The sequence below is a fragment of the Ancylobacter sp. SL191 genome, assembly GCF_026625645.1.
Classification (GTDB): domain Bacteria; phylum Pseudomonadota; class Alphaproteobacteria; order Rhizobiales; family Xanthobacteraceae; genus Ancylobacter.
This window is the reverse complement of record NZ_CP113056.1, coordinates 1,136,604-1,148,306: the sequence shown is the minus strand read 5'-3', so window position 1 is coordinate 1,148,306 and position 11,703 is coordinate 1,136,604. Positions and strand designations below refer to the sequence as shown.

The 11,703-nt window shown below is 68.6% G+C and carries 11 protein-coding genes and 1 tRNA gene; 1 reads left to right on the top strand and 11 read right to left on the bottom strand.

The window, feature by feature from the left end; genetic code table 11:
- Nucleotides 1–514: 514 nt before the first annotated feature.
- The 10 genes from OU996_RS05200 to OU996_RS05155 form a co-directional block, all read right to left on the bottom strand.
- Nucleotides 515–589 (bottom strand) — tRNA-Gly (locus OU996_RS05200).
- A 143-nt stretch (nt 590–732) separates the two neighbouring features.
- The gene (locus tag OU996_RS05195; RefSeq protein WP_267584580.1) at nt 733–1,620 is read right to left on the bottom strand and encodes a Pnap_2097 family protein; all 888 of its coding nucleotides are present in this window, start codon (nt 1,618–1,620) and stop codon (nt 733–735) included.
- Nucleotides 1,617–2,882: an MSMEG_0569 family flavin-dependent oxidoreductase gene (locus OU996_RS05190; RefSeq protein ID WP_267584579.1), complete on the bottom strand. Its 1,266-nt coding sequence runs from the start codon at nt 2,880–2,882 to the stop codon at nt 1,617–1,619. Before OU996_RS05190 ends, OU996_RS05195 begins: the two co-directional genes overlap by 4 nt.
- Before the next feature lie 24 nt (nt 2,883–2,906).
- The gene (locus OU996_RS05185; protein WP_267584578.1) at nt 2,907–3,194 is read right to left on the bottom strand and encodes an MSMEG_0570 family nitrogen starvation response protein; all 288 of its coding nucleotides are present in this window, start codon (nt 3,192–3,194) and stop codon (nt 2,907–2,909) included.
- Nucleotides 3,187–4,365: an MSMEG_0565 family glycosyltransferase gene (locus OU996_RS05180; RefSeq protein WP_267584577.1), complete on the bottom strand. Its 1,179-nt coding sequence runs from the start codon at nt 4,363–4,365 to the stop codon at nt 3,187–3,189. The genes OU996_RS05185 and OU996_RS05180 overlap by 8 nt, the downstream gene beginning before the upstream one ends.
- Nucleotides 4,362–5,375 carry a sll0787 family AIR synthase-like protein gene (locus OU996_RS05175; protein WP_267584576.1) on the bottom strand — a complete coding sequence of 338 codons (1,014 nt, stop codon included), beginning with the start codon at nt 5,373–5,375 and terminating at the stop codon, nt 4,362–4,364. Before OU996_RS05175 ends, OU996_RS05180 begins: the two co-directional genes overlap by 4 nt.
- Nucleotides 5,372–5,929, bottom strand: a complete 558-nt coding sequence (locus tag OU996_RS05170) for an MSMEG_0567/Sll0786 family nitrogen starvation N-acetyltransferase (RefSeq protein WP_267584575.1) — start codon at nt 5,927–5,929, stop codon at nt 5,372–5,374. The genes OU996_RS05175 and OU996_RS05170 overlap by 4 nt, the downstream gene beginning before the upstream one ends.
- A complete protein-coding gene (locus OU996_RS05165) occupies nt 5,926–7,077 on the bottom strand; it encodes an MSMEG_0568 family radical SAM protein (protein WP_267585602.1) in 1,152 nt (383 codons plus the stop codon). Before OU996_RS05165 ends, OU996_RS05170 begins: the two co-directional genes overlap by 4 nt.
- Nucleotides 6,995–8,068 (bottom strand): Nit6803 family nitrilase, encoded by a 1,074-nt coding sequence (locus OU996_RS05160; RefSeq protein WP_267584574.1) that lies wholly within the window; start codon nt 8,066–8,068, stop codon nt 6,995–6,997. Before OU996_RS05160 ends, OU996_RS05165 begins: the two co-directional genes overlap by 83 nt.
- Nucleotides 8,069–8,175: 107 nt before the next feature.
- Entirely contained in the window at nt 8,176–8,658 is a 483-nt protein-coding gene (locus OU996_RS05155) for an MSMEG_0572/Sll0783 family nitrogen starvation response protein (RefSeq protein WP_267584573.1), read from the bottom strand.
- A gap of 353 nt (nt 8,659–9,011) precedes the next feature.
- Between OU996_RS05155 and OU996_RS05150 the strand changes: the two genes are divergently transcribed.
- On the top strand, nt 9,012–10,397 hold the full coding sequence (locus OU996_RS05150; protein WP_267584572.1) for a PLP-dependent aminotransferase family protein: 1,386 nt from the start codon (nt 9,012–9,014) through the stop codon (nt 10,395–10,397).
- A gap of 175 nt (nt 10,398–10,572) precedes the next feature.
- Here OU996_RS05150 and OU996_RS05145 read toward each other — a convergent pair whose 3' ends face one another.
- Nucleotides 10,573–11,625, bottom strand: a complete 1,053-nt coding sequence (locus tag OU996_RS05145; RefSeq protein ID WP_267584571.1) for a threonine aldolase family protein — start codon at nt 11,623–11,625, stop codon at nt 10,573–10,575.
- Nucleotides 11,626–11,703 lie beyond the last annotated feature (78 nt).

The following is an 11,703-nucleotide window of genomic DNA, read 5'->3' as shown; positions in this document are numbered from 1 at the left end:
AAGAACATCAGCTTCCCGACGGCGGGGCGCCGCCTGCTGCCCCACCATTCCCGTGGATGTCCTGCATCGGAGCGAACAGAGTGCGCCCGCGCGGAGAGGTGGCGTCCGCCGACAAGAGCTTCTTGATAAGATGCTCTTCGTCCTCCGAGGATTGAGACTCTTCCTGACGGGTCACGGCGTAGCCGATGGCCCTGTCCACAAACCTGCAGCATCTGATTGACCGCAATCTGTAGCACGCGTCTTCGGGGGTTCAGATCCTTGGCGGACATTCTCGCCGGCCATAAGGCGGTCGACCAGGCCCCTTGCCGCAGGTGATCATCGACGGCCCAGCCATCGCGCCCGGCCGCCTGGTTTCTCAGCGCTGCCTCGAACGGGCCGTCAGCTACGCTGGAGCTCGCCAAGGCTTTGCCTGACAAGCTGACCGAGCGCTTACCAGGCCGACCAAACTGGCCCCAGTAAGCAAAAAGCGCCCCGAAGGGCGCTTGCTAAGCATTTGATTTTCTTTGGGAAAATTTGGAGCGGGCGATGGGATTCGAACCCACGACCCCAACCTTGGCAAGGTTGTGCTCTACCCCTGAGCTACACCCGCTCGCTCCGTGTTCTGAAGCCCCGGTCTTGCCGGCGCCCCCGAACGGGCCGTCTCTATGCCCCAGCCTCGGGCGGATTGCAACGGGGTTTTTCAGCTTTTCTCACAGACCGATGACGGCCGGTGGAAAACTCCCCGCGGGCCGCTCACACCGCCCGCTCGGTGAAGGCGTCGGCCAGGCGCGCCCCGTCGCTCGCCCGTTCCAGCCGGCAGCGATGCAGCAGAACGCCCTCCCCACGCCGCGCCGCGAGCCAGCGCACGACGATCCGCTCGCCGGGATCGACATTGCCGTGAAAGAACACCTCGCGCCGGCGCGTGACGGCACGTGGCGCGCGACGGCCGTCGAAATGCCACTCCGCCCGGTCGAGAAAACCGACGAAGCTGGAGAAGTAGAGAAAGCCCGCGCCGTTGAAATCCTGCGCCGGGCAGGGGTCGATCTCGAATCGGCCTTCCCCTTCCGGGCTCGCGAGATCGAAGCCGAAATGCGTATCGAGCCGGGCCGCTCGCAGATCCGCCGCACGGGTGGCGAGCTCGCTCGGCGCGTCGATCACGGGCGGGAAGCCGTCCAGCGCCACGCGGGCGACGGCATGGTTGCTCCCGCCGCTGCTACGCCGGACGAAGACCGAGACCAGCTCGACCTCGCCGAGACAGACGCCCTGCCGCAGCAGGCGGTGTCGGCTGGCGCATTGGGTCCGGGAGATACGCCGCAGGCTGGAGCGGATGACCAGACGGTCATTCTCCCCCAGCGAATCGAAGGCGGCCTGGGTGACCGACAATGCGCAGAAGGCGGCATAGACCGGCGCCCCATCGCCGTCACGGAAGTCCGGCACGGCGCGCCCGGCCATCTCCGCCAGCAGCATCCAGTGGCGATGGCCGAGCTCCTTGAGCAGCCAGCTCTCCGAAAGGCCCGCGAGCGAGAGCTGCGGCATGCCGAGGATGAGCGAGACCTCGCCCGTCACCTGACGCGCGAGGCGTCCCGGCGCAGCGGCAGGGATGGCCTCGTCGAGCTCCAGCGGCCCCAGTGGTCGGTTCATGCCGCGCTGTCCTGCCCGGCGCGGGCGAGCCGCGCGGCGATGTGATCGACCAGGAACGCCGCGTCGCGCCCGACACTGCCGAAGCGGCCGGAACCCCAGGTGTGCAGCCAGGGCAGGCCAAGGAAGTACAGCCCCTCGCGCGCCGTCACCCCGCGCCGGTGCTGCGGGTGGCCGGCGCCGTTGAAGACGGGCGCGTCCAGCCAGCGGAAATCCGGGCGGAAGCCGATGCACCAGACAATGGCAGTGATCCCCGAGCCGGCGAGATCGAGCGTGCCGCGCTCGGCCGGCGGGTCCCACACCGGCGTATAGACACTGGGCGGCGGGGCGGTGATGGCGTTATCAGTGATGTGCTTGTCGATGGCGGCGTTGATGCCGTTATAGGTGCGGTCGGCATCATCCAGCGCCTGCCGGAGGTTTTCCTCGAACAGCAGCGAACCGCCGTCGAAATCGCGGAGGACGCCGTACAGCTCCATGCCCTCCAGCGCGAATTTGCGCAGGTCGATGTCGCGCCCGCCATCGCGGCCGGTGACATAATGGTTGGTGTTGTCGCGCACGCCCTCGCGCAGCGGGTGCTTCTCCACCGGCATGTCGTAATAGCCCATGTCGGCGAGCCAGGTGACGACGTCGCGGCCGCGGTAGACGCGGGCGCAGCGCGGGGCGTCCCCCACCGCCAGATGCACCTTGCGGCCGGCAAGGTGGAGATCCTCGGCGATCTGCGCGCCCGACTGGCCGGAGCCAACCACCAGCACCGCGCCGGGCGGCAGTTGGTCGGCGTTGCGGTACTCCGCCGAGTGGATCTGGGCGATGGAGGCGGGCAGGCGCTCGGCCATGCGCGGAATGATCGGCTCGTGATAGCCGCCCGAGGCGGCGATGACATGGTCGGCGCTGAAATCGCCGGCGCTGGTTGAGATGAGGAAGCCGCCCTCCGCGCGCGGCGCGACGCGGCGCACGCTCACCCCCTCGCGGATCGGCGGGTCGACCTTGGCGCGGAAGCCGGCGAGATAGGCGCGGATCTCGTCCTTCTTCATGAAGCCGTCCGGCTCCGGCCCGTCATAGGGGTGGCCAGGCAGGTCGCATTGCCAGTTCGGCGTCACCAGGCAGAAATTGTCCCAGCGCTGGCTCTCCCAGGCGTGCATCGCCCGGTTCTTCTCCAGCACCAGATGAACGATGCCGCGCTGGCGCAGATGGTAGGAGGCCGACAGCCCCGCCTGGCCGCCGCCGACGATGACGACCGGATGATGCTCGATGCGGTTCTCATTCATGCGGGTGTCTCCGCGAGGCGGCGCTCACGCGTCGAAGGATTCGACGGCGACGCGGGCCTCCGATTGCGTGGAAAAAGAGCGGCCGGCGCTTTCCAGCCGGGCGAGCTGCCCGAGGGCGCGTGAACAGGGGAAGCCGTATTTCGCCTCCACCCGCTCGCTGGCGATCATCAGCGCGGTGCGGGAGCGGGTTAGGAAATCGTCGAGCGCATAGGTCTCGCCCGGCGTCAGATAGTCCTTGATGATGAGCGAGGGCGAGTAGCACGGCTCGCGCGTGCCATCGGGCCAACGGATGGTGAAGGTCATCTCAGGCATGGTGCATCTCCGCAGGCGTCACCGCGGCAAGAGCGCGGTAGGCGGGAAGGTGAGCGCGGGCGACGGTGAGCCAGTCATGCCGCGCCGCCGCGCGCGGGCCCTGCGTGGCAAGGCGGGCGGCGAGTTCCGGCACCAGCGCGGCGGCGAGCGCATTGGCGATGGAGGCGGGATTGAGCGGGTCGCACCACACCGTCTCCTCCTCGCCGATATGCTCGGTGAAGGGCGCGAGGCGCGAGACGACGGTGGGGATGCCGCAGGCCATGGCCTCCAGGGCGACGAGGCCGAAGCCTTCATTGAGCGAGGCGAAGGCCAGCACATCGGCGAGGCGGTAGAGAGTGGGCATGTCAGCCTGCGCCAGCGCGCCGGTGCGGATCACCGCGTCGCCGGGCAGGCCGGAGGCGGCAAGGCGCGCGGCGAACGCCGCCTGATAGGCGTGGTGATCGAGCACGCTCGCCCCGCCGGCGATGACGAACTGCGCGCGTGGGTGCAGCGCGCGCAGCTGGATGAAGCCCTCCAGCATGGCGAGCGTGTTCTTGCGCTCCTCCACGCCGCCGACGCTGAGGATGATCGGGCCGGCGCCGAGGCCGAGCGTGCGGGCGAGCCCCGCCTCCCGGCCATCCGGCGCGGGGGTGAAGCGAGCGGTGTCAATGCCATTGCCGACGAGATCGGGCGCGAGGCCGAACAGGACGGCGAGCTTGCCCTGCCAGAGATGGCTCACCACGAAATGCCGGTCCGCCGCGACGATGGCGCGGCGTTGAAGCTCGGCCAGCGCCGGATCGCGGAAATCATCGACATGGTGGACGGTGCGGGCAAAACCGGGGATGAGGCCACGCTCGTGAAGCGTCGCCAGCGCATTGCCGGAAATGCCGTCCTGCGCGTGGAACACGTCGAAGCGCCGATGGGCGGGTGCCTCGAAATGGCGCACATAATCCGCCATGCGGATGCGCACCATCTCCGTCACATCCGTCCCGACGGGCGAGGCGGGCACGCTCACCGTGCCGCACAGCGTCGGGCGGAAGAAGCCGGCGCCCTTGGCATCGGGGGCATGGACCACCGCCTCATGGCCGAGCCGGGTCAGCGCATCGCCCAGCTCCAGCGCATGGACGACGCCGCCGCGCGGATTGGTGGAATGGGCGAGGATGGCGATGCGCAGCGGGCGGGAGGCACTCATGCCGCATCCTCCGCGCGGGGTGCGAGGGGACCGCAACCGATGAGCGGGCGAGCGGCGAAGTCCCAGATGGTCTCGCGCGCCGGGCCATTCACCACGGTCACCCGGCGATCCGCGGTGACCCGCCCGATCGCGGCGGCAGAAATGCCGCGGGCGTGGAAGGCTCGGATGATTGCCGGCAAATTATCGTCACTGGCGGTGAGCAGGTAACCGTAGCTCGGGAAACTCATCAGCCAGTGCGCGGGATCGACGCCGTCGGGCGCCGGCACGCGGGCAAGGTCGATCTCGATCCCCACGCCCGAGGCTTCCGCCAGCATGGCGCTGGTGCCGACGACGCCGCCTTGGCTGATGTCCTTGGCGGCGCGGGAGAGGCCCGCCTCGGCGATCATCGGCAGCAAAGCAAGGTCGCCGCGCAGCCGCTCGGCCGGGGCGTCGGTGGCGGCTTCCCAATTGGCGAAGGGTTCGCGGTAGCGCCCGCGCAAATCGATGGCGGCGATCAGCGTCTCGCCCGGCTGCGCATCGAAGGAGGTCAGCAGGCGCTTGGCCCGGCCGAGAATCGCAACGGAAAGCTGGCCGCGATCGGTCTTGAGATTGGTGTGACCACCGACCACCGGCACGCCGAAGCGCTCGGAAGCCGCGCGCAGGCCCGCCAGCACCGGCGCGGCCTCGTCCTCGCCCGCTGCCCACACCGCATCGACCACGGCAAGCGGGCGCCCACCCATGGCGGCGATGTCGGAGAGGTTGACCATCACCCCGCACCAGCCGGCGAACCACGGATCGCCGGCGACGAACTCATTCATGAAGCCTTCGATGGCGAGAAGCAGCCAGCCCTCGCCGTCGGGAATGGCGGCGCAATCGTCGCCCACGCGTATGTCACTCGTGCCGCCAATCCCCAGCCGCGCGGCGGCGAGCGCAATGTCGGCCTTGGCCGCCATGCCGGCCGACGCCCGCAACTTGGCGACGATGCCGGCAAAGGCGTCCGGGCCGAGCGGCAGGCCCGCGCACGCGCTCATGCCGCCCTCCGCACGCTGCCAGCCCGCGCCAGCGCATGGAAGCCGGTCTCGGCATCGAGGATTGGCGGGTAATGAGCGAGGTCCGCCTGCATGAGCAGATGCGGGCGGCCATGCAGCTCCTTCTCCTCGACGATGTTCCAGTGCAGGCGGCGGAACAGCAGGCCGTTCTGGCTCTGCACATGAGCGAGGAAGCGGGTGCAGCCGCGCGCATGGGCGGACGAGACGGCGAGCCGGATCAGCGCCGCGCCGAGCGGCCCGACCTTGCGATAGTCTTCCGCAACGGCAAGGCGCGAGCCCCACCACACACCGGGCTCGGCTTCATGGATGCGCACAGTGCCGACCACGTCATCAGCCACAAGGCCGAGCATGGAGACGGCGACGATGGGAATGGCGACGGCGTCGATCGCGTCGCGGTCATCGCCGCCGAACAGGCCCTGCTCGCCGCAGAACACCTCATGGCGCAGGCGCGCGGCGCCGCGCTTCTCCCAGGTGGCGGTGGCGAACTTCACCTGGAAGTCGGCGGCGCGGAAGGCGTCGAAGGGCCCATACATCATGCGCAGCCCCCCATCGCACCACCGAGGGCGCCCCGGCGCTCATAGGTGGAGAGCGCCGAGCACGCGCCGCATTTGGCGCAGCCGGCCTTGGCGTCGATGGATTTCAGCCCGGTTGCCAGCAGCATGCCCGAGAGCGGGCCGAGGATGGAATTCATGAAGGCGGGCGACGGGGTCGGGTGGCTTTCCAGCGGCGTGCCGGAAATCGGCACGAAGGGCACGACGAAGGGATAGACGCCGATCTTCGTCAGCCGGTCGCAGACAGCGAGGATCTCCTCGCGCGTGTCGCCGAGCCCGGCGAGGATGTAGGTCGAGACCTGCCCGTGCCCGAACACTGGCACGGCGGCGGCGAAAGCCTCGAAATAGCGCTCCACCGACACCTGCGCCTTGCCGGGCATGATCGTCTGCCGCACCGGCTCGCTCACCGCTTCCAGATGCATGCCAAGCGCATCCGCCCCGGCGGCGAACATCCGGCCGAACCAGGCGTCGTCATCAGGCGGCTCGCACTGCACCTGGATCGGCAGGTCCACCGCCGCCTTCACCGCCGCGACGCTCTCGGTAAGGATCGCCGCGCCGCGGTCCTTGCCCGGCGGGGTGCCGGTGGTCATCACCATATGCTTGACGCCATCGAGCTCCACCGCCGCCTTGGCGACTTCGGCGAGCTGGGCCGGGGTCTTGCGCTCGATGGTGCGGCCCGCTGCCAGCGACTGGCCGATGGCGCAGAACTGGCAGGTCTTGGTGCGGCTCTGATAGCGGATGCAGCTTTGCAGCACCGTGGTCGCCAGCACGTCGCGCCCATGCAGCACGGCGATCTTGGAATAGGGAATGCCGTCGGCGGTGGAGAGGCCGTAGAATTTCGGCTGGAGCGGGAACGACACCTCGCCCAGCACCAGCCCGTCGCGGCTGATGCGCGAGCGGCCATAGGCGTCCGGCCGTTCGACCAGATAAGGACTCTCGAAGGCCGGCGCGGTGTGGACGGGGACCATGACGGTCATCCCGTCAATGGTCATCGCCTTGTGGTCGGACGGCCCCGCCCCGCCCCGGCGCGACTCGGCGCCGGCGCGCGGATCAACCAGCCGCACCCCGTAGGACTGCAACTCGTTGATCAGATGCTCCGTCGGCATCGGCTGAAGATCGGTCGCGGGATCCATCGGCTTCATCGAACGCACTCCCGGTGCTGGCGAGGAAGGGCGCGGCCTGCCGGTGCAGCGGCACGGCGGGCCGGTCGTCGAGATTGAGGCTGAGCAGTTCGGGCCGGGCGTAATGGCCGACCGAATCCATCATCCGCTTGCGCTTGGTGATGAGGCTCATGTCGAGATCGGCGATGAGGATGCCCTCGCCGGAGGTGAGCGGCGGCACGACATGGCTGCCCTCGGGCGAGATGATCGCCGTCATGCAGCCACCGGTGAGCGCCTTGCGCAGCCGCTCATCCGGCGAGATGCGGGCGATCTGGTCTTCGGTGAGCCAACCCGTGGAATTGACCACGAAGCAGCCCGATTCCAGCGCGTGGTGGCGGATCGTCACCTCGATCTGATCGGCGAAGATCGGCCCGACCAGCGAGCCGGGGAACTGCGCGACGTGGATTTCCTCGTGCTGGGCCATCAGCGCGTAGCGGGCGAGCGGGTTGTAATGCTCCCAGCAGGCCAGCGCGCCGACGCGGCCCACCGCCGTGTCGACCACCTTGAGGCCGGCACCATCGCCCTGCCCCCAGATCATCCGCTCATGGAAAGTCGGCGTGATCTTACGGCGCTTGAGTTTCACGCCGCCATCGGCGTCGAAAATGAGCTGGGTGTTGTAGAGCGAGCCATGGTCGCGCTCATTCACCCCGAGCACGACCACGACGCCGAGGCGGCGGGCGGATGCCGCCACCGCCTCAGTCACCGGGCCGGGCACGACCACCGCCTGCTCATAGAGCCGCAGATGCTCCGCCCCGGTCAGCACCGGGGGCAGAACGAAGGAGAAATAGGGATACCAGGGCAGGAAGGTCTCGGGGAACACGACAAGCCGCGCTCCCTTGCCCGCCGCCTCCTCCAGCGCGGCGAGCACGCGGGTGAGCGTGCCCTCCAGGCTGTCGAGGTCCGGCGCGATCTGCACCGCGGCGGCGCGGACGATGCGCTTTGCCGGGGCTGTCATGTCTGCCATTGCGGCCTCCTCTGGCCTTGGCCGTCATCCCGGACGGCGGCGGGGCCGCCTATCCGGGATCGCACTGTCATCGGTATTCGATCCCGGCTCTCGGCCGGGATGACGGGTCAGAGCGTCCAGGTGTGGAGCATGAAGGCGTTGTCGCGCCGGTGGACGAGGATGATGTCGAGCACGTCGAGCGGGCTAATCGGGATGACGCCGGGGATCAGCGCGCCCTCGCCATGGCCGTAGAGCGCCTGCAGGGCGAAGCGGCAGGCATAGACCTTGCCGCCGTCATTCATGATCTTCTCGATGCGGCCATTGAAGTTGAGATGGCCGGGGAATGCCTCGTCGCCGAGCTTGGGGAAGCCGCGCTGCACGCCGAGCGTGACGCCCGGCCCATAGAGCAGCACCGAGGTCTCGAAACCCTTCTGGATCAGGCGCGAGGCCTGAAGCAGGTTGACGAGGCCGATCGAGCCCTCGAACGCCACGGTGTGGAAGGTGACGAGCGCCTTCTCGCCGGGGGCGGCTTTGACGTCCTCGAACTTCTTGTCCTCATAGTCGACCAGAACATCGCCCTTCTGGTGGGCCGGAACGGTAATGGTGGCCATGTCGCTCTCCTCAGGTGAACAGGGGACCGGCGCTCGCCGGCTCACAGCCGAAGAATTGCAATCAATGTGCCAATTGATGGTTTGAATAAAGAATCAGCAAAAGAATCAATTTACATACAAAAATACATACAATATGGCCGGGTGACACGGAGGCAGGGTGTCGAAAAACGAGGCGGACGCTTATTCAAAAGGCTGGATTCTGCTCGGTTCCTGCGCAGGCAGGGCGGCACGTTACGCACAACTACCTACGCAGCAAATCGCGGACCAGAGGTGACATACCCCGAATGCAACATTATACAGTCAATTCATAAACGCATGGATTCGGCGCCCGCAGGCGCCTGACGGATTGACCGATGGCCGACTGGATTCCCGACCTTTCCCGCTCCGACAAGCCGCGTTATCTGGCCATTGCCGACCTGATCGCCGACGACATCCGCGCCGGCCGCCTCGCCATTGGCGATCGGCTGCCGCCGCAGCGCAAGCTCGCGGCAAAGCTCGACATCGACTTCACCACGGTGGCGCGCGGCTATGTCGAGGCGCAGAAGCGCGGCCTCGTGGAGTCCCGTGTCGGCCAGGGCACCTTCGTCACCGGCCTGCCCCGCCCCAAGGCCCGCCCCGCCTCGCCCTCCCGGCCGTCCAGCGTCGACCTGTCGATGAACCTGCCGCCCGAACCGGACGATCCGGCGCTGATCGCGCGGATGCAGGAAGGTCTTGCCGAGGTCGGGCGCGATCTCGTGGCGCTGCTGCGTTATCAGGGGTTCGGCGGCACGCGGGCGGACAAGGATGCCGCCTCGGCCTGGCTGGGCCGGCGCGCGCTGGTGCCCTCGCAGGAGCGCATCTTCGTCACACCCGGCGCGCATCCGGCGCTGCTCGGCATTCTCGGTCTGCTGGCCAAGCCCGGCGACACGGTGCTGTGCGAAGCCGTCACCTATCCCGGCGCGCGGGCGATTTCCGCCCAGCTCGGGCTGCGCCTCGTCGGCCTGCCGATGGATGCCGACGGCATCGACCCCGATGCCTTCGCACAAGCCTGCCGCGAGCAGGCCCCGAAGGCGCTCTACCTCAACCCGACCCTGCAGAACCCGACCACCCTCACCATTCCCGAGGCGCGGCGCACCGCCATCGCGCAGGTTGCCCGGCGCTTCGGCGTGCCGATCGTCGAGGATGACGCCTATGGCTTCATCCCCGCTCATGGCCCCGCCCCGCTCGCCGCCATCGCACCCGACCTCACCTGGCATGTGGCGGGCCTTGCCAAATGCATCGGCGCCGGGCTGCGCACCGCCTATGTGGTGGTCCCGGAGGCGCGGGCCGGCTACCCCTTCGCGGCGGCGCTGCGCACGGCGAATGTCATGAGCTCCCCGCTCACCGCCGCGCTGGCGACGCGCTGGATCGAGGACGGCACCGCCGACACGCTGCTGCGCTTCATCCGCGCGGAAACGCAGGCCCGGCAGGCGCTGGCGAACGAGATACTGCCCGCCGGTTCGTTCCGCGCCGACCCGCTCGCCTTCAATCTCTGGATCGACCTTCCCGAACCCTGGACCCGCTCGGCCTTTGTCGGCCACATGCGCACGACCGGCATCGGCGTGGTGGCGAGCGACGCCTTCACCGTCGGCGGCACCGTGTCCGAGGCGGTGCGCGTCTGCCTCGGTGGCCCGGCCAGCCGCGCGCAGATCCGCTCCGCGCTCGACTTCATGGCCCACGCGCTGGAGGAATCGCCGGAGGTGGTCTCGGCGGTGATGTGAGGCGGAGCCCTTAAAGGGCGCGAGAGACGTACGCTGAAGGTTCCACTGGCGTCATCCCGGAACGGCCGCAGGCCGTATCCGGGATCGCCATCCGTATTCTGGTGGACGATCCCGGCTCTGCGGCTTCGCCTGCGGCCGGGATGACGACACTCAGAAGGCAGGTCCAATCAGGCTCTCACACCGCCGCGCGAACACCGGCGACGAAGGCGTCCACCTCCTCGGCCTTGGTCGCGAAGGAGGCGACCAGGCGGATGACGCCGGAGCCCCAGCGGTCCGAGTAGAAGCGGAAGCCCTGCGCCAGCAGCGCGTCGATGGTCGCCTGCGGCAGGCGCACGAACAGCATGTTGGCTTCCGCCGGCTCGATGATCTCGATGCCGGCGATGGCGCGCAGCCCCGCCTCCAGCCGCCCGGCCATGGCGTTGGCGTGGCGGGCATTGGCGAGCCAGAGATCGTTGTCGAGATAAGCGGCCATCTGCGCCGCGAGGAAGCGCATCTTGGACATGAGGTGCCCCGCCCGCTTGCGGCGGAAGGCCATGTCCTGCGCCTTCGCCGGATCGAAAAGCACCACCGCCTCGACGCCCATCGCGCCGTTCTTGGTGGCGCCGAAGGAGAGCACGTCCACCCCGGCCTTCCAGGTCATCTCGGCCGGCGTGACGTCGAGCGCGACGAGCGCATTGGCGAAGCGCGCCCCGTCCATGTGCAGCGTCAGCCCGGCGGCACGGCTCACGCGGCCGATCTCGTTCAGATGATCGCGTGAATAAAGTGTGCCGAGCTCGCTCGCCTGGGTGATCGATACGCAGGCCGGCTGCACGCCATGCACATCGCCCTTGTTCATCTGCGCGGCAGTGGCGAGCGCCTGCGGGTCGATGAGCCCGCGCGCGCCGGCGACATGCACAAGGCGCGCGCCGGCGCCGAAGAATTCCACCGCGCCGCACTCATCCTTCTCGATATGCGCGTCGGCATGGCAGAGCACAGCGCCCCAGGGCGGGGTGAAGGTGGCGAGCGACAGCGCATTGGCTGCCGTGCCGGTGGAGACGAGGAACACCGCCACCTCGCGCTCAAAAACCTCGCTGAGTCGCCGCTCGACGCGCGCGGTGATCGCGTCGGCGCCATAGGAGTACATCGCGCCTTCATTGGCCGCGGCGAGCGCGGCGAGGATTTCAGGCGAGACGCCCACGCCATTGTCGCTGGCGAAATAGGGCGGGGAGGCGGAGGACGTATCGGACACGAGGCGAGACCTGAAGCTGACAGCGTTGGCGCATCCATAACCCCGCCACGACCCGCCGCCCACTCACTTTTGGCCGCA